This is a genomic window from Aeromonas sp. ASNIH2 (assembly GCF_002934795.1).
Classification (GTDB): Bacteria; Pseudomonadota; Gammaproteobacteria; order Enterobacterales; family Aeromonadaceae; genus Aeromonas; species Aeromonas caviae.
The window spans coordinates 3606578-3625148 of the sequence record NZ_CP026406.1 but is presented as its reverse complement, the minus strand read 5'-3'; the positions used below and the strand labels follow the sequence as shown (position 1 = coordinate 3625148).

Annotated in this window: 15 protein-coding genes and 2 pseudogenes; 6 read left to right on the top strand and 11 right to left on the bottom strand. The window is 63.0% G+C overall.

Annotated elements, in window-relative coordinates:
* Positions 1-81: 81 nt before the first annotated feature.
* The 11 genes and pseudogenes from fliJ to C3F36_RS17295 all read right to left on the bottom strand — a co-directional run bounded on the left by fliJ (position 82) and on the right by C3F36_RS17295 (position 10694).
* On the bottom strand, positions 82-522 hold the full coding sequence (fliJ, locus tag C3F36_RS17345) for a flagellar export protein FliJ (RefSeq protein WP_104455532.1): 441 nt from the start codon (positions 520-522) through the stop codon (positions 82-84).
* A 26-nt stretch (positions 523-548) separates the two neighbouring features.
* Complete coding sequence (gene fliI / locus C3F36_RS17340; RefSeq protein ID WP_104455531.1) at positions 549-1880, bottom strand: flagellar protein export ATPase FliI; 1332 nt, start codon at positions 1878-1880, stop codon at positions 549-551.
* 74 nt (positions 1881-1954) lie between these two features.
* Complete coding sequence (gene fliH, locus C3F36_RS17335) at positions 1955-2758, bottom strand: flagellar assembly protein FliH (protein WP_104455530.1); 804 nt, start codon at positions 2756-2758, stop codon at positions 1955-1957.
* 70 nt (positions 2759-2828) lie between these two features.
* The gene (gene fliG / locus C3F36_RS17330) at positions 2829-3890 is read right to left on the bottom strand and encodes a flagellar motor switch protein FliG (RefSeq protein ID WP_010673917.1); all 1062 of its coding nucleotides are present in this window, start codon (positions 3888-3890) and stop codon (positions 2829-2831) included.
* Positions 3883-5583 (bottom strand): flagellar basal-body MS-ring/collar protein FliF, encoded by a 1701-nt coding sequence (gene fliF, locus C3F36_RS17325; protein ID WP_010673916.1) that lies wholly within the window; start codon positions 5581-5583, stop codon positions 3883-3885. The genes fliG and fliF overlap by 8 nt, the downstream gene beginning before the upstream one ends.
* A 55-nt stretch (positions 5584-5638) precedes the next feature.
* A complete protein-coding gene (fliE, locus tag C3F36_RS17320; protein WP_029314161.1) occupies positions 5639-5956 on the bottom strand; it encodes a flagellar hook-basal body complex protein FliE in 318 nt (105 codons plus the stop codon).
* A 378-nt stretch (positions 5957-6334) separates the two neighbouring features.
* Positions 6335-7111, bottom strand: a complete 777-nt coding sequence (gene befA, locus C3F36_RS17315) for a beta cell expansion factor BefA (protein WP_048207223.1) — start codon at positions 7109-7111, stop codon at positions 6335-6337.
* 103 nt (positions 7112-7214) lie between these two features.
* Positions 7215-7640, bottom strand: coding sequence for a glutaredoxin-dependent arsenate reductase (arsC, locus tag C3F36_RS17310; RefSeq protein ID WP_104455529.1), 426 nt, complete (start codon positions 7638-7640; stop codon positions 7215-7217).
* 51 nt (positions 7641-7691) lie between these two features.
* Entirely contained in the window at positions 7692-8756 is a 1065-nt protein-coding gene (gene arsB / locus C3F36_RS17305; protein ID WP_104455528.1) for an ACR3 family arsenite efflux transporter, read from the bottom strand.
* Positions 8757-8844: 88 nt separating this feature from the next.
* Positions 8845-9213, bottom strand: a complete 369-nt coding sequence (locus C3F36_RS17300) for an ArsR/SmtB family transcription factor (protein WP_104455527.1) — start codon at positions 9211-9213, stop codon at positions 8845-8847.
* A gap of 389 nt (positions 9214-9602) precedes the next feature.
* Positions 9603-10694 (bottom strand): annotated as a pseudogene (locus tag C3F36_RS17295) (HD domain-containing phosphohydrolase).
* Between the two features lie 267 nt (positions 10695-10961).
* Here C3F36_RS17295 and rimO point away from each other — a divergent pair.
* The 6 genes and pseudogenes from rimO (at position 10962) to C3F36_RS17265 (ending at position 18544) form a co-directional block, all read left to right on the top strand.
* The gene (rimO, locus tag C3F36_RS17290) at positions 10962-12290 is read left to right on the top strand and encodes a 30S ribosomal protein S12 methylthiotransferase RimO (protein WP_041215595.1); all 1329 of its coding nucleotides are present in this window, start codon (positions 10962-10964) and stop codon (positions 12288-12290) included.
* Positions 12291-12834: 544 nt separating this feature from the next.
* Positions 12835-14507 (top strand): annotated as a pseudogene (locus tag C3F36_RS17285) (ABC transporter substrate-binding protein).
* A 117-nt stretch (positions 14508-14624) separates the two neighbouring features.
* Positions 14625-15608, top strand: coding sequence for an ABC transporter permease (locus C3F36_RS17280; RefSeq protein WP_010673905.1), 984 nt, complete (start codon positions 14625-14627; stop codon positions 15606-15608).
* Between the two features lies 1 nt (position 15609).
* Positions 15610-16515: an ABC transporter permease gene (locus tag C3F36_RS17275; RefSeq protein WP_010673904.1), complete on the top strand. Its 906-nt coding sequence runs from the start codon at positions 15610-15612 to the stop codon at positions 16513-16515.
* Positions 16512-17534 (top strand): ABC transporter ATP-binding protein, encoded by a 1023-nt coding sequence (locus tag C3F36_RS17270; RefSeq protein ID WP_042880395.1) that lies wholly within the window; start codon positions 16512-16514, stop codon positions 17532-17534. Before C3F36_RS17275 ends, C3F36_RS17270 begins: the two co-directional genes overlap by 4 nt.
* Before the next feature lie 11 nt (positions 17535-17545).
* Complete coding sequence (locus C3F36_RS17265; RefSeq protein WP_039040529.1) at positions 17546-18544, top strand: ABC transporter ATP-binding protein; 999 nt, start codon at positions 17546-17548, stop codon at positions 18542-18544.
* Positions 18545-18571: the final 27 nt, after the last annotated feature.

Genomic DNA, 18571 nt, shown 5'->3' with positions numbered 1-18571 from the left:
TGGGATCCCTGGCGACGATTCGGTGATGACAGCACGAGCAGCGGGGTAGGCCACGTGCCCGTTCAGACTATGGAAAGCAAATTACAGGCCAGATTGGTGGTAACGACGCTGGATGGCGTAATCGTCCAGCATCTTCTGCTCCTGGCGCTGGGCCTTCTGGCGCACCTTGTCCGCCTTCTTCTCCAGCAACAGCTCCACCGCCTTGCGCCGCTGCTGGGCCTCGAGCCACTGGGTACGGCACTGGGCCAGCGCCTCGCGCACCTGAAGCACCCCCTGGTACTGCTGGGTGGCCGCATTCTCGAGCTTGTTGATGAAGGCGTGATACTGGCTGTTCTGTTGGGGGCTGATCCCCTGCAGACCGCGGTCGGTCCACTGCTGGTGATAGATCTGGCGGTACTGATTCAGCGCCTCTTGCTGCTCCATAAACAGCTTCAAGTCCTGCTGCGCCTTGGCCAGCGCCATGGCGGCCTGGTTCTCGGCCTCCACCAATCGGGTCGCCAGCAACTCCAATCCTTTACTCATCTCGGCACTCCAGCGGCATTATCGGCTCAACGCATCAATGGCATGGCGACCATGTGCAGGGATTGCAGGCCTTCGTCGTAGGGAATGACCTCGCGCATCTTCTGTTGCAAGAACTGATCCAGATAGGGTTTCTGGATGATGGCCCGGTCGATCCTGGGATCCGATCCCTGGCTGTAGGCGCCTATGGTGATGAGATCCCGGTTCTGCTGGTAGAGGGAGTAGAACTGCTTGAAGGTGCGCGCCAGCTCCATGTGCTCAGGCGAGGTGACCATGGGCATGACCCGGCTGATGGACTTCTCGATGTCGATGGCCGGGTAGTGCCCCGCATCCGCCAGCTCCCGCGCCAGCACGATGTGGCCGTCGAGGATGGCCCGGGCCGCGTCGGCGATGGGATCCTGCAGATCGTCCCCCTCCGTCAGCACGGTGAAAAAGGCGGTGATGGAGCCCTGGCCGTCGCTGCCGTTGCCGGCCCGCTCCACCAGCGCCGGCAATTTGGCAAACACCGAGGGGGGATAGCCCTTGGTGGCCGGCGGCTCCCCCACCGCCAGTGCAATTTCCCGCTGTGCCTGGGCGTAGCGGGTGAGGGAATCCATCAGCAGCAGCACGTTGAGCCCCTGCTCGCGGAAATACTCGGCGATGGCGAGCGCCGTCTCGCACCCCTTGAGGCGCATCAGCGGCGAGGCATCGGCAGGGGCGGCCACCACCACGGCGCGCTCGCGTCCCTCGGCGCCGAGGATCTCCTCGATGAACTCCTTCACCTCCCGGCCCCGCTCGCCGATGAGGCCCACCACGACGACATCCGCCACCGAACCCCGTGTCATCATGCCAAGCAGCACGGATTTGCCGACACCGGAGCCGGCGAACAGCCCCATGCGCTGACCCCGGCCCACGGTGAGCACGGCATTGATGGCCCGTACCCCCACGTCCATGGGTTGATGGATGGGGCGACGGGCCAGGGGATTGATGCGGTGCTGGGCGAACTGCACCGTCTGGGACGAGAGGATGGGACCGAGCCCGTCCAGGGGCTGGCCGATGCCGTCGATGACCCGGCCAAGCAGACTCATGCCCACCGGAATGCCGTGATCTTCGGTGACGGGCACCACCCGGGCGCCGGGAATGACCCCCTTGAGCTGCTCGCTCGGCATCAAGAACAGGCGATCCCCGGCAAACCCCACCACCTCGGCCTCCAGGGCCCCATCCTGGGTATCGATGCGGCACAGGGAGCCGATGGCGGCGCGGCAGCCAATGGCTTCCAGGGTCAACCCCACCACCCGGGTGAGCTTGCCCGCCACCGGCGGTATGGGGGCCTGCTCGCGAACCCGGTAGCCTTTAAGCCGATCAAGAAGGGGTGCCGTCATGTCGCCTCCGACGATGAGTGCCTGATGATGCCGTCAGCAGGACGCTGCACGACGGGTTCGAACCGGGCCATGGCTCAGCTCGCGTTGTCACGCAGGAAGTTGCGCAGCAGTTGATCGATGCGCCCGGAGAGGGTGAGATCGATGCTGGAAAGCTCGGTGGCCAGTTGCAGATCGCCGGGGGAGAAGGTGGGCTCGCTTTGCAGCCGCCAGTGGCGCCTGGCGCACTCCTCGGCGCCAAAGGCGGCCTCTACCCGGGTCACGTCCTCCGGGTGCAGCATCAGGGTGACCCCCTGCTCGGCGGCAGGGAGCAGGGCCAACCCCTGCTTGAGGGCCTCCAGCAGCAGCGTGGGGGAGGTTTGCGCCTCATGGCGGATGAGGGCGCGGGCGAGCTGTTGCACCAGGGCGATGAGCTGCTGCTCCACCGCCTCGTCCATCTCGCCAAGGGGAGTGGCCAGGCGTGAGACCAGGGCTTGCCAGCGGGCTATCTCCAGCTCCACCTGCTCCCGCCCCATGGCGAGTCCCTCTTCCCTGCCCTGCTCCAGCCCGGCCTGGTGGCCCTGCTGCAAGCCTTCGAGCTTGCCCTCTTCCAGCCCCTTGGCAAAACCGGCCTCGCGCCCATCGCGCATCCCCTCTTCCCAGGCGGCCTGACGAATCGCCTCCACCTCTTCGGCGGTGATGCTGGGGGTGGGTTCTTCGGGTTGTTCTTCCGGCAGTGCCGCATCGGCCTGCTCCTGACGATACCAGTCAGGAGCCAGCCCAAGGGCATTGGTCTCGACCTCGGCTTCGGTCTCCATCTCTGGCCAGCCCCAGGTCTCAATCTGCGCCGTGTCGGAATCGGGCCTCAGATAGCCGCGCAGTTTGCTGTTCTTGTCATTCATGTGCCGAAGAGACTCCTATCGAGGGCCGGGTACAGGGGCCGACATCATCGCACATTCCATGGCCCATGGCTTAGAGGAACTCTTCGCCACCACCCGCCCCCAACATGATCTCGCCCGCATCCGCCAGGCGGCGCGCCGTGGAGAGGATCTCCTTCTGGGCGGCTTCCACCTCGGAGACCCGGATCGGCCCCATGGCCTCGAGGTCGTCCGCCAGCATCTCGGCGGCCCGCTTGGACATGTTCTTGAATACTTTTTCCCGCATCTGGTCGTCCGACCCCTTGAGGGCCCGTTGCAGCAGATCCCCGGGCACTTCCCGCAACAGGGTCTGGATGCCCCGATCGTCCACGTCGATGAGGTTTTCGAACACGAACATCAGATCCTGGATCTGCTGGCTCATCTCCTCGTCCGACTCGCGGATGGAGTCCATCAGCTGCCCTTCGATGTTGGTGTCCAGGTAGTTCATGATGTTGGCCGCCGCCTTCAGGCCGCCCATCTTGGCCGCCTGGGCACCGGCTGCACCGGCGAACTGTTTCTCCATGATGTCGTTGAGCTCCTGCAGCGCCGCCGGTTGCACCTCTTCGAGGTTGGCGATGCGCATCACCAGATCCAGGCGCACCTGCTCCGGGAACTGGCTCAGGATCTCGGCGGACTGTTCCGGCTCCAGATAGGAGAGGACGATGGTCTGGATCTGCGGGTGCTCGTTCTGGATGATGCTGGCCACCTGACGGGCATCCATCCACTTGAGGGAGTCGAGGCCACGGGCACCTGATCCCAAGATGATCTGATCCACCAGGTTGCTGGCCTTGTCCTCCCCGAGCGCCGCCACCAGGGCCTTGCGCACGAAGTCTTCACTGCCGATGCCGATGTTGGTGTACTTCTGGATATCGTCGATAAATTGACGATGCACCGCCGCCACCCGATCGTGGCTGAAATCCGACATGGAGGCCATGGACATGCCGAGCCGCTGCACCTGCTTGGGCTCGAGGTGGCGGAAGATCTGGGCCGCGTCCTCCTCGTTGAGGCTCAGCATCAACACCGCCGCCATCTCCATGCCGCCCATCTGATCCAGGATCAGGCGCTGGCTTTCGGTGATGTCGTTGCCGGTGACCTGGCTTTTATTCTCTTCAGGCATCTTTGGTTACCCATTCTTTGATGACCTGGGCGGCCAGGTCAGGTTCGTTCGCTACCAGGGCGCGCACGGCCTTGAGCAGATCCTCGTCACGGTGCAGGTCAGGCAGCTTGAGCTGACCATCCCGCAGACCGAATACCGGTTCGGCCTCGGCCTGGGCGGCCAGCAGGCTCAGTTCGTCGTCGCCACCCAGCACGGTGTGGTTGTCGAAGTCCAGCTCCCCTTCCGGCTTGGCGTCCGGGTAGAGCAGGCGCTTGAGCATGGGCCGCACCACGGTGACGATGAGCACTATGATGACCAGCACGGAGGCGGCGATGCGCACCGCGCGCCAGAACCAGGGCTGCTCGTAGAGGGGAATGTCAGCCACGGTCTCGAGTTCCGGGCGGTTGAACGGAATGGCGACCACCTCCAGGGTATCCCCCCGGGTCACGTCAAAGCCCAGACCGCCGCTCAGCAGACGGCGCAGGGTATCGAGTTCGGCCTGGCTGCGGGCTTCCCGGGTCACGGCACCGTCGGCGCCGGGGATGGCCTTGTAATCCACCGCCACCGACACCGTCATGCGGCGAATGCCGCCCTGCTGGCGCCGGATGTGGCTGACGGTGGTATCCAGTTCGAAGTTGCGGGTCGCTTCCTTGCGGGAACGGCCGGAAGAGGCGGTTCCTTCTGCGCCGGCTGCCTGCTCGGGAATGTTGGACGCAGCGGGCGGCTGGTTGGAGAGGGCGCCGGGCACCCCGCCGTTGCTGCCGCTGGCGCTGTTCTCTTCCATGGTCATTTCGGAGCGCACCGCCGGCAGGTCCGGGTTGTAGGTCTTGCGGGTCTGCTCCTGCTGGGAGAAGTCGAGGGAGAGATCCACCTCCGCCGTATAGTTGTCGGCCCCCAGCACCGGGATCAGGATGGCGTCAATTTTTTGTTTGTATTCGAGCTCCTGCTTCTGCTGCATCGCAAACTCCTTGCGGGTCTGGGCAGAGAGGGGATCCTGGGAGCCGGAGTTGAGCAAGCGACCGTTCTGGTCGGTCACGGTGACGCGGGTCGGCTCCAGACCGTGAACGGCGGAGGCGACCATGTCGACGATGGAGTCCACCTCACCCTGGCCCAGGGCGTTGCCCTTGAGGCTCAGGACCACAGTCGCGCTGGGCTTGCGTTCGTTGCGGGCAAACACGTTGTCTTTCGGGATAGCCAGCAGCACCTGGGCCTTGGCGACGTTCTGGAACTGCTCGATGGCGCTCGCCAGCTGGCGCTCGCGGCTCAGTTTCAGGCGCTCGCTCTCCATGCGCTGGCTGACGCCGAAGCTGGAATCCTTGAGCAGGATGGCTTCGCCGTCGTTGCTGGCGTCGCTGTTGTTGGCCAGACCGGCGCGGGTCAGGCGCAACCGGATGTCCGCATAGTTTTCGGCACTGACCAGCACGCTCTTGCCATCCACCTGATAGGGGATCTTCTGCTGATCCAGGTAATCCAGGGTGGAGACCAGCTCCTGGGTGGTGAAGGTGCCGAGGGGACGCATCTCCGGCTCCTTGCCCCACAAGAGGATGAAGACGGCGATGGCCAGACAGATGGTCAGCCCCAGGATCAGGGTGATCTGGCGCAACACATCGGTGTTGGACAGGAAGCCCAGCGCCGAGCTCTTCTGCTCGTGCTCGTCGAGGGCGGCCGCCCCCTCGTTGTTGATCAGCAGATCGCCGTTTTGATCAGTTGCCACGGTTTATGTCCTTGTTGCTGACATCTTCATGATGCTCGGTCGCCATGGGCCCGAGTTACACCGGCATGTTCATGATGGTCTTGTAGGCATCGACCATCTTGTTGCGCACCTGCACCGTCGCCTCGAAGGCGATGGAGGATTTCTGGCCGGCGATCATCACCTGGGAGAGATCCACCGACTTGTCGCCGAGATCGAAGCGGGTACGCAGATCGTTGGCGGTGCCCTGCAACTCGTTGACGTTGTCCAGGGCCTGTTGCAGCATCTGGCCGAAATCGGAGCTGACCGGACGACCGGGCTGGGTCAACGGCGTGGCACCGGCTTCCACCTTGAGGGCCTGCATCTCTTGCATCAGGCTGCTTGCGCTAATTTCCATCTTCCCTTCCCAGACAAATCATTGACACTGACTGGCTTGAAGCAATAAAGGTGCCAACCAGAGCGAGATCTCGAGATCAGGGATAAAAGCGGGGCGCGATCAGGCCGGCGGGCACCGGCCATCCGGGGATCAGGCCGCAGAGCCGGGGGGATCGCCCAGCAGCAGCCGCAGATAGATGCTCTGCTTGTCCCACTCCCGGCGGTGGGCAGCCATCCGATCCTGCTCGGCCTCATGGGTCATCTTGCTCTCCTGGTCGCCGGACTCTGTGCGGCCCCCATGAAAAAGAGGGCCCAAGGCCCTCTTTTTACTGCAAATCCCTACAAGTAAACAGGGTACATCTCTAGCCATCCATGAAAGACCGGGTCAGATTGGCAGGGGTTACTTGTTCAGCTCATCATCCAGCCAATACTTGGAGCCCGAGATGTTGGCGTCAAGCAACAGCCCCTTCTCGCCAATCTGATAGATGGCCATGCCGCCATTGTATTTGGCGGTGAGCTCGGCGCTCTCCTTGCCCGCCACGGCGCCCACCTCGGAGGTGGCTTCCCACCCCTTGCTGACGAAGGCATCGAACCTCGCCTTGTCTTCGAACAGGATCACCTGCTGGTAGAACTTGCCGCCGATCCCGGCCGCAAGACCGGCACCGAACATCTTCATGTAGGTGTGCTTGCCACTGGTGCGATTGACGGCCACCCCGGCCCCCTGATTGGTGTGGATCATCAGGGAGAACTTGCGCGAGTCGAACACCGCATAGCCATAAGCCTTGTCAAACAGCAACTTGGCCGAGGGCTGTTCGTTGAACAGCCGCACCAGGGCGGTATCGGCCATGGTATCGAGGGCGGTTCTCGCCTCCTCCGGGGTCTTGGGTTCGAGCATGGTGTCGAGCTTCTTGTCGGCGGCGGTCAGCCACTCCTTGCCGGTGGCCGCGCTCTCTGCCGTCCAGGCCCCCGCCTTGTTGTAGGCCTCGGCCCCCCAGCTGGACACCGACTCCCAGGTCTCCTTGGAAAAATCGGTGATCCCCTTCCACGCCTCCTTGCTGGTATCGCTCACCGCGGTACCGAGTTCGGAGGCGGCCTCCTTCAGCTTTGCCCAGTCGGCCAGACCGGGGGTTGAGGCCAGCGCCAGTGCCGTGGCTATCACCAAGAATCGAATCTTCATTGTTTCCACCCTCTGTGATGAGTCGAAGGTCACAGTAGCAGATCTGGCGCCTGCCCGTTAAGGGCATCCCCCCGGCGCGGGTCAGACGCTGACGCGCAGGGGCTCAACGAAGCCGTTTGCCCTGACCGTCCACCACCTGCTCGCCATCCTCCTTGGCAAAGGCCCCTTGCTGCGGGTCAGGCAGGATATCGAGCACCACCTCCGACGGGCGGCACAGCCGGGTGCCGAGGGGGGTGACCACGATGGGCCGGTTGATGAGGATGGGGTCGGCCAGCATGGCATCGATCAGTTCGTCATCGCTGAAGCGATCTTCTGCCAGCCCCAGCGCCTCGTAGGGGGGCACGTTCTTTCGCAGCAGATCGCGCACCGGCATGCCCATGGCGGCGATCAGGGCCACCAGCTCGTCGCGGGAGGGGGGCGTCTCCAGATAGTGGATGATGGTGGGCTCCACGCCGCTGTTGCGAATCAGCGCCAGGGTGTTGCGGGAGGTGCCGCACTCTGGATTGTGATAGATAGTGATTGCACTCATTTGCCTGTCTCTCATGACTCAAGTGAATAGAAATGGGTTAGTGGCCATCCGTTAGCGCCTTAGTCCCGCCTCGTACCAGGGTTTGCTGGCGTTGACCACGCGCACCACCAGCAGCATGACCGGCACCTCGATGAGCACCCCGACCACGGTGGCGAGCGCCGCGCCCGAATGAAAGCCGAACAGGCTGATGGCGGCGGCCACCGCCAGCTCGAAGAAGTTGGAGGCCCCGATCAGGGCGGAAGGGCAGGCCACCGAGTGCTTCTCCCCCACCTTGCGGTTGAGCCAGTAGGCGAGCCCGGAGTTGAACAGCACCTGGATCAGGATGGGCACCGCCAGGAGGGCGATGACCAGCGGCTGCTCGATGATGGCGTTGCCCTGGAAGGCGAACAGCAGCACCAGGGTGAGCAGCAGGGCCGCCACCGACCAGGGCTGGATGCGGGTCATGACGCCGTCAAAATGGGCCTGCCCCTTTCTCAGCAAGGCCTTGCGCAGCAGCTGGGCGAGGATGACGGGGATGACGATGTAGAGCCCCACCGAGGTGAGCAGGGTATCCCAGGGCACGACTATGCTGGAGACCCCGAGCAGCAGCGCCACCAGCGGGGCAAAGGCAAACACCATGATGAGGTCGTTCACCGCCACCTGCGACAGGGTGAAGTAGGGATCGCCGTTGGTGAGGCGACTCCAGACAAACACCATGGCGGTGCAGGGGGCTGCCGCCAGCAGGATGAGGCCCGCCACGTAGCTGTCCAGCTGATCCGCCGGCAGCCAGTCGGCAAATAGCACGCGGATGAAGAGCCAGCCGAGGAAGGCCATGGAGAAGGGCTTGACCAGCCAGTTGATGAAGAGGGTGACCCCGATTCCCTTGAGGTGCCCCTTCACCTGGTGCAGGGCGCCAAAGTCGATCTTGAGCAGCATGGGGATGATCATCACCCAGATAAGCAGCCCCACCGGCAGGTTGACCCTGGCCACCTCCATGGCGCCGATGGCCTTGAAGAGACTCGGCAACCCCTGCCCCAGACCAATGCCCACCAGGATGCAGAGGGCGACCCAGGCGGTCAGATAACGTTCAAAAAAGCCGATGGCAGGGGCTGCCTTGGCCTCACAGTTTGCAGACATGGTGACTCCCGGTGCGATCCACGCTCGCACCCCAGGTTGGATAGATGAATGACACGGCACATGAGCATCGACAGCCCGGCATGGCCTGTTACGACTCGCCGCAGCAGGGCGACGACCCCTCGGCGCGGGAAGCGCTGCCGGGCCCGGCGGGCAGCAGGCCGCACGCCTCGGGATGACCGGCGCAACACTCCTCGGTGAGGTAGGCGATCACCCCCAGCATCAGGGGGATGTTGGCGCGGTAGCGCAGAAAGCGCCCCTCCTGCTCCACCGACAAGAGACCGGCGTTGAGCATCCCCTTGAGGTGAAACGAGAGGGTATTGGGGGCGATGTCGAGCTCGCCGGCCAGCTCCCCCGCGACCCGCCCCTTCAGCCCGGCCTTGACCAGCAGCCGCCACACCTCGAGCCGGATGCCGGAAGCCAGCGATTCAAAGACCTTGGTGGCCGTCTCTTTGTTCATGGGTCTCCCCCCTTGGATGCTTCATTTCAACTATACAAGAATTATTGAAATGATCAAAGTGCCACCACCGAGCCGACATCGCGACGGGACGGGCCGCCAGAGGCGCCGCCCCGGCCATGTCGTGCCCGCCAGCGGCCTCATGTCAGTCATACGGCTAATATCTGGCCTCTTTTTATAAGGCACTCTTATGACCTTACCCCGGACAATCCTCCCGTTGGCCGCCCCGCTCACCGCGGCGCCCTGCCCCGCCGCAAAGCCGCAATGCCGCAGAACAACCCCCGGCGCCGGATGCACCAAAAGGCGATGAAACGAGAGGGCCCCAGGGCCCCGCCATCAGATGACGGGGCCTGGGGAATCCGGGAGAAACCGGGGAGGAGAGAGGGGCGCAATCAGGTGATCACGGGATCCCGATATTGCCGATGGATGGCACAAAACGCCTCCCGGCTTTGCAGCGCCGCCGCGACGCAGACAGGGTCGAACTGGCTGCCGGCATGGGTCTTGAGGTATTCAAAGGCCGTTTCGAGGGGCCAGGCCTGCTTGTAGGGGCGCTCGCTGGTAAGGGCGTCAAACACATCCGCCACCGCGACGATGCGGGCTTCCAGGGGGATCGCCTCCCCCGCCAGTCCTTCCGGATAGCCCTGACCGTCGAAACGTTCGTGGTGGTAGGCGATGATGTTCTTCAGCATGTCGGTGTGATGGATACCGTCCAGGCCGAACTCGCGGATCATCAGGGCGATCATCTCCCGCCCCTTGAAGGGGTGGCTCTTCATCACCCCGTACTCCTCGGCCGTGAGCTTGCCCGGCTTGAGCAGGATGGCGTCGGGCACCGCAATCTTGCCGATATCGTGCAGCTCGGAGAAGAGGTGAATGAACTCCACCTCCTCGTCACTCAAGGGGTAATGGGCCGCCACCTCCCTGGCGATGAGCCGCGAATAGGCCGACATGCGGTGCAGGTAATTGGCGGTCTCCTCGTCCCGGTAGCGGCTGAACTCCCGCACCGTGGTCAGGGCCCCGTTCAGGGTCTGGATGGAGAAGAACTCCACCGCGATGATGGCCGCCAGGATCTGGGCATAGGCCGCCAGCTCACCGCAAATGGCGCCATCGAAGTAACCGGGCTCTTTGGCATCGCAAAACAGAAGGCCGAACAAGCGACTGTTGAGCAGCAGCGGCTCGGTATAGCTCGACGCGTAACCGGCCGCCAGCACTTTGCGGCTGTGCTCGGAGGGGGAGCCCAGCAGGGAATCCAGGGTGTCGAGCACCCTGGGCCGCTGGTGCTCGGCCAGGTAGCGCAGGGAAGGCACCTAGCTCAGCCTGACCTCGTACTGCAACAGCTGCGAGCCACCGTCCGTGCTGTGGGCAAAGGTCTTGAGCTGGTCAGTCTGCGGGTCGTAGATGGCAATCGCCACCCGGCTCAACTTGTCAAACCGCTGCCTGAGGGTGGCGTGCACATTCTGCACTTTCTCACCAAATGAACTCTCCATCCCGCACATCCTTCTGATAGGCCTGTTGGGAGTATAGTGACACCCGTTTTGCCCCTCCTGCCAAATGGTGACGGCGCACAGGGATCGTGATCCCGCCCGCACCGGCGACGGCCCCCTCCCTGCCCGTGGTCATGTCACGCCCGCCCCACCCCGCTTCCCCGGGCAAAGAGATTGTTCGCTTCCGACGTGTCGGCTGTATAGTTTTTGGTTAGCCATTCCGGTAAAATCCGCGCCCTTGAATAAGAGCCACCTAAGAGTGATTGAGCGATGTCCAACACAAAACAGGCCCCCAAAGTAGGATTCGTCTCCTTGGGTTGCCCCAAAAACCTGGTCGATTCCGAACGCATCCTGACCCAGCTGCGTACCGAAGGGTACGACGTGGTGCCCAGCTATGACGATGCGGAGCTGGTGGTGGTCAACACCTGCGGCTTCATCGACAGCGCGGTGCAGGAGTCCCTGGAAGCCATCGGTGAGGCCCTGGCCGAGAACGGCAAGGTGATCGTCACCGGCTGCCTGGGTGCCAAAGAGAACCAGATCCGCGAGATCCACCCCAAGGTGCTCGAAATAACCGGTCCCCACGCCTATGAAGAGGTGCTGGGCCACGTCCACAAATACGTGGAAAAACCCACCCACAACCCCTTCACCAGCCTGGTGCCGGCCCACGGCGTCAAGCTGACCCCGCGCCACTACGCCTATCTCAAGATTTCCGAAGGCTGCAACCACCGCTGCACCTTCTGCATCATCCCCTCCATGCGCGGGGATCTGGTGAGCCGCCCCATCGGCGAAGTACTGGCCGAAGCCAAGCGCCTGAAAGAGGCTGGCGTGAAGGAGATCCTGGTGATCTCCCAGGACACCTCCGCCTACGGCGTGGACGTCAAGCACCGCACCGGTTTCTACGACGGCATGCCGGTCAAGACCAGCATGGTGGCCCTGTGCGAAGAGCTGGCCAAGCTCGGCATGTGGGTGCGCCTGCACTACGTTTACCCGTACCCGCACGTGGATGACGTCATTCCCCTGATGCGCGACGGCAAGATCCTCCCCTACCTCGACATCCCGCTGCAGCACGCCAGCCCGCGCATCCTCAAATTGATGAAGCGCCCCGGCTCCGTCGAGCGCACCCTGGAGCGCATCCAGAAGTGGCGCGAGATCTGCCCCGAGATCACCCTGCGCTCCACCTTCATCGTCGGCTTCCCCGGCGAGACCGAAGAAGAGTTCCAGATGCTGCTGGACTTCATCGACAAGGCGGAACTGGACAGGGTTGGCTGCTTCAAATACAGCCCGGTCGAGGGTGCCAAGGCCAACGAGCTGCCGGATCCGGTGCCGGCCGAGGTGCAGGAAGAGCGCTTCCAGCGCTTCATGGAACTGCAACAGCAGGTCTCCATCCGCAAGCTGGCCCGTAAAGTGGGCAAAGAGATGCTGGTGCTGATCGACGAGGTGGACGAAGAGGGCGCCACCGGCCGCTCCGCCGCCGATGCCCCCGAGATCGACGGCCTGGTCTACCTGAACGGTGAAACCGGCCTCAAGCCCGGCGACATGGTCAAGGTCCGCATCGACGAAGCGGACGAGTACGACCTCTGGGCCAGCCTGGTGGAATAATCACGCCACTCCCCCTCAAAGCCAGTCGGTCTCACCGACTGGCTTTTTTAATGTCCGCCGCCCGTCAGGCTCTTGCATGCCCCCATGTCATCCCCTGTGCCGCCCCTCGTCACCGCTCACCTCCCCTTGCTCTTTTCGCACGCGCCCGTGAACCAGCGCACACTTCTCTCAGCCCACATGAGCCGCTTGTTTCCTGCGCAAAAATAAGCCGTGTCAACGGGGAAAAAACGAGCACGATCCAGCTCACATTATCGTTGCAACAGGGAGTGGCAAGGTGACTTTTTACTTTGTGAGAATTAATGCAACTTTATAATTTAAAAGGATTTAAAATGCATTTTGACGATAATGACGTGCGCCGTGCAATTTTTACGATATCGACGAAATGAAGAGTTGTTGTTTTCCTGTTAATTCTGCTTTTCTAAGGGCGTTGGACGACACAACTACAAGGGTGCAAAACCTGACCAACAGCGAGGGCCGGTATCCAAGCATGCGATGTCGGTGCTCCATTCCAAAACCATGGAAGACCAATAAGAAAGGAAAAAATATGCTTGCCAAAGTATCCAAAATCGCAACCTCAGTCATGCTGGGAACTCTGCTTGCCGGTGCCACCGGCACAGCCATGGCCGCCGACAACAAGACGGTGCTGACCCTGGTTGCCCAGCAGGAAACCGCATGGGTCAAGAACTTCAACCCCTTCCTGCAAGCGGGTCTGCTCCACACCACCCGTCACTTCATCTATGAGCCGCTGGTGATCTTCAACGATATGCAGGGTGGCAAACCCGTCTATCGTCTGGCTACCCACTACGCCTTCAGCGATGATCTGAAATCCGTCACCTTCGACCTGCGCGAAGGGGTCAAGTGGTCCGATGGTGAAGCCTTCACCGCCGACGACATCCTCTTCTCCTTCAACCTGGTCAAGGCCAACAAGGCGCTGGACGAGCGCTCTATCTGGACCCAGATCAAGGGTGTCGAGAAGCTGGGTGACCACAAGGTCAAATTCGACCTGGCCGAGACGTGGTGAACGACCTGGTGCTGGTGCCCATCGTGCCGGAGCATCAGTGGAAGTCGGTGAAAGACCCGGTGGCCTTCACCAACGACAAGCCGGTCGGGACCGGTCCCTTCACCGAAGTGGACAACTTCTCCGCCCAGCTCTACACCCAGTGCCGCAACCCGCACTACTGGGACAACGCCAGCCTCTCCATCGACTGCCTGCGCATGCCGCAGATGGCCACCAACGACCAGGTACTGGCCGCCGTGATGAAGGGTGACGTGGACTGGTTCGGCTCCTTCGTGCCGGACATCGAGCGCCTCTACGTCGGCAACGATCCGAAGAACAACAAGTACTGGTTCCCCGCCTCCGGCACAGTGGCGTTCAACGTCAACTTCCAGAGCAAGAACCCGGGCAACCACGAAGCCTTCAACGACATCAACTTCCGCCGCGCCTTCTCCATGGCCATGGACCGCCAGTCCATGGTGGACATCGCGGGCTACGGCTACCCCACCGTCAACGAGTACCCGTCAGGGCTTGGCAAGGCATTCGCCTCCTGGGACAACCCGGACGTCGAGAAGAAGTACGGCAAGTACAACAAGTTCGACCTGGAAGGGGCCAAGGCCCTGCTGAAACAGGCGGGCTACAAGGACTGTGACGGCGACAAGTTCCTCGACACCCCGAGCTGCAAGAAGATCGAGTTCAAGGTGCTGGTACCGAACGGCTGGACCGACTGGGTCAACACCGTCCAGATCGGGGTCGAAGGCCTGCAGGCCCTGGGCCTGAACGCCAAGACCGCCACCCCGGAAGCCACCGTCTGGACCGAGTCCCTGATCACCGGTGACTTCGACGTCGCCCTGCAGGGTTACTTTGCCGGTGCCAACCCGCACAAGTACTTCGAGACCGCTTTCCACTCCCGCAACATGGGTGAGCGCGGCAACCGCTTCGCGGCGCCCCGCTACAAGGATCCCGAGCTCGACAAGCTGATTGACGACTTCACCCAGACCGCCGATGCGGCCAAGCAGAAGGAGATCATGTTCGCCATCCAGGAGCGTGTCGGGGCCAACCAGACCATCATCCCGGTGTTCAACAACCCGACCTGGTACGAATACAGCACTAAGCGCTTCAATGGCTGGTTCAGTGCCGACAACCCGGTCGCCAAGCCGCAGGTTCACCCGGACACTCCGGAGCGTCTGCTGCACGTGCTGTCACTCAAGCCAAACAGCTAATCACCCCGGCCCCCTGCGGGGGGCCCTCTTCCCCGCCATGTCTTCCATCCCCCGCACCTGCCGGGGTTGGGGGAGCTTTGCCCGGCGCGGGGCAGGCTTGCAGTAAAAGGTATCACCATGGGATTTATACTTAGACGCTTCTCCTTCTATCTGGTCGCCTTCCTGGTGGCCGCCACCATCAACTTCCTGCTACCCAGAGCCATGCCGGGGGACCCCGTCTCCGTCATGTTTGCCCGGGCCGGCGCCATGATGGAACCCGCCGCGCTGGAAGCCCTCAAAGCCACCTTCGGTTTCGTGGACGGCCCCATCGGCACCCAGTTTCTCACCTATGTGAAGAGCGTCTTCACCTGGGATCTCGGCACCTCGGTGCGCTACTACCCCCAACCGGTTGCCGACGTCCTCGGCCGCGCCATCGGCTGGACCCTGTTCCTGGTGGGCACCTCCACCATTCTGAGCTTCTCCATCGGCTCCATCGTCGGCATCTTCGCCGCCTGGTACCGGGGCGGACGCATGGACAGCATCCTCTCCCCGCTCACCCTGGTGATGCAGGCCATCCCCCCCGTGGTGGTCTCTCTGCTCGCCCTCTTCCTGTTCGGAGTGAGCCTCGGCTGGCTGCCCATCGGCTACGCCTACAGCCCCGAGATCCCCGCCGATTTTGGCTGGGAGCACATCAAGAGCATCCTGCTGCACGCCATCATGCCGGTGGGCACCCTGGCCGCCGTGCAGGTAGGAGGCTTTCTCATCACCATGCGCAACAACATGATCAACCTCCTGGGCGAGGACTACATCACCATGGCCAAGGCCAAGGGGCTCTCCAGCAACCGGGTGATCTTCAACTACGGCGCCCGCAACGCCGTGCTGCCCAGCGTCACCGCCCTCTCCATGGCGCTCGGTTTCGTCATCGGCGGATCCCTCATCACCGAGGTGATCTTCAACTACCCCGGCCTGGGATTGACCCTCTATCAGGGCATCCTGGCCCGTGACTACCCCCTCATCCAGGGGCAACTGCTCATCATGACCATCACCATGCTCAGCTTCAATTTCCTGGCGGACGTGCTCTACGTCTTCCTGGATCCCCGTCTGCGTACAGGAGGCAAATAAGATGCGTATGCCGACTATCTTGAAAATCCTGCTGGGTAACAAGAAGGCCGCCTTCGGCCTCGCCATCGTGGTCACCTTCGTGCTGATGGCCCTGTTCGCCCCGCTGCTCGCCAGCAACGAACCCACCAAGCGGGTCGCCCGCCCCCACCAGCCCCCCAGCGTGGAGCTGGTGATGGGTTCCAACCGCATGGGCCACGATCTCTGGGCCCAGTTCACCAACGGCGCCCGCATCTCCCTGATGGTGGGCTTCGGGGCAGGCCTGCTGGTGTGCGCCCTGGCCATCACGGTGGGCATCACCGCCGGCTACTTCGGCGGCGTGGTGGACGAGTGCCTCACCTTCCTGATGAACGTGGTGCTGGTGATCCCGAACCTCCCCCTGTTGCTGGTGCTGGCGAGCTTCATCGGAGAGGCCTCCCCCATGGTGATCGCCCTCATCATAGGGTTGACCTCCTGGGCCTATGGTGCCCGGGTCATCCGCGCCCAGACCCTGGCCCTGCGGGAGAAAGAGTTCGTCATCGCCGCCGAGGTGCTGGGTGAACCGGCCTGGCGCATCATCCTGGTGGAGATACTGCCGAACCTCATCTCCATCATCGGGGTGAGCTTCATCGGGTCCATCATCTACGCCATCGTCACCGAGGCGACCCTGGAGTTCCTGGGGCTCGGCGACCCGACCGTGGTCAGCTGGGGCATCATGCTCTACAACGCCCAGACCTCGAGCGCCATCCTGGTGGGCGCCTGGTGGGAGATCCTGGCCCCCTGCTTTGCCATCGCCACCCTGGGGGCGGGCCTCGCCATGCTCAACTTCGCCATCGACGAAATCGCCAACCCGCAGCTTCGTTCCCACAAGGGCCTGCGTCGCTGGAAGCAGCTTGCCACTCCCATCACTGCTCAGGAGAAGACAGCATGAAGCCGCAACAACCCCTGCTGTCGGTGCGCCAGCTCTGTGTCGACTACATCACCGAGAGCGGCGACGTGCGCGCCGTCAATTCGGTCAGTTTTGACATCATGCCGGGTGAGGTGTTCGGCCTCGCCGGCGAGTCCGGTTGCGGCAAGTCCACGGTCGCCTTCTCGGTGGCTAGGCTGCACAAGCCGCCCGCCTACATCAGCGGCGGCGAGATCCTGTTCAAGGGAGAGAACATCCTCGCCTTCGACGACGAGCGGTTGCGCAGCTACCGCTGGCGCCAGGCGAGCGTGGTGTTCCAGTCCGCCATGAATGCGCTCAACCCAGTGCTGCGCATGGAGGAGCAGTTCTGCGACGTGCTCTTGGCCCACAACCCCGGCATGACCCGCTATGAGGCGATCAAGCGCGCCCAGGAGCTGCTGGAGATCGTCGACATCCACCCGAGCCGGCTCAAGGACTACCCGCACCAGTTCTCCGGCGGCATGCGCCAGCGGCTGGTGATCGCCATCGCCATGGCCCTCAACCCCGAGCTCTTGATCATGGACGAGCCCACCACGGCGCTCGACGTGGTGGTGCAGCGGGAGATTTTGCAGAAGGTCTATGCGCTCAAGGCGAAGTTCAACTTCTCCATCCTGTTCATCACCCACGACCTCTCGCTCATGGTCGAGTTCTGCGATCGCATCGGCATCATGTACGCGGGGGAACTGGTGGAGGTGGCGCCGGCCAAGGCGATCCTGACCGCGCCCCTGCACCCCTACACCCGGGGCCTTGGCAACTCCTTCCCCCCCCTGCATGGGCCCAAGACCGTGCTGGAGGGGATCCCTGGCAGCCCACTCAATCTGCTGGAGGTGCCGGTGGGCTGCCGCTTCCAGGCACGCTGCGCCAAGGTGCACGAGCGCTGCCGCCAGGAATACACCCGGCTGGCCGAGATCCGGCCCGGCCAACAGGCTGCCTGCCACCTTCATGAGGCAGCAGAGGAACAACCGGATCTTCCGATCCATCTGGACAAGGCCGCTGGCTGTTAAGGATGTCTGTCATGCAAATCGCCCAAACCGACGCGCCCATCATCGAGGTCCAGCACCTCTACAAGGACTTCGCCGTCAACTCCAACGCCATCAAGAGCGGCAAGATGCGGGCACTGTCCGACATCACCTTCAACCTGCACCGGGGCCGCGCCCTGGCAGTGGTGGGGGAATCCGGCTCCGGCAAGAGCACCATCGCCAAGATCATCGCCAAGATGTACAAGCTCTCCAACGGCCGCATCCTCTACCGTGGCCGCGACCTGGAGGAGTTCAACAAGGGCACCGCCCTGCTGGACTATCGCCAGAGCGTGCAGATGGTGTGGCAGGATCCGTTCGGTTCACTGAATCCGACCCACACCATCTACCACCACATCGCCCGTCCCCTGCTGCTGCACAGCAAGGTGAGCGACAAGCGGGATCTGCCCGACATGGTCTATGGCCTCCTTGAAAAGGTGGGGCTGACCCCCGCCAAGGCGACCGCGGCCAAGTACCCGCACCAGCTCTCCGGCGGCCAGCGCCAGCGGGTCAACATCGCCCGCAACCTGGCGGTGGAGGCGGAAGTGGTGCTGGCGGACGAACCCACCTCCATGCTCGACGTCTCCATTCGCATCGGCATCCTCAACCTGATGGAGCAGATGAAGAACGAGCTCGGCGTCTCCATGCTCTACATCACCCACGACATCGCCACCGCCCGCTACGTGGCGGAAGATCTGGCGGTGATGTACGTGGGTCACATGGTGGAGTGGGGGGAGGTGGACGAGATCCTGCACCACCCCCAGCACCCCTACACCCAGTTGCTCATCTCGGCGGTGCCGGATCCGGAGAAGAGCATCCACGCCGAGCTGGAGGGAGGCCGCAAGGGGGAGATCCCGCTCTGGACCCCGGAATCCCGTGGCTGTCCCTTTGCCGGGCGCTGCCATCAGGCCATGCCCCGCTGCAAGGAGAGCCTGCCCCCGGTGACCCGGCTCGCCGACAACCACTTCGTGCGCTGCTACCTCCACGAACAGGGGTAAGCAGGCCCGCGGCCGGGCGCCGTCGCC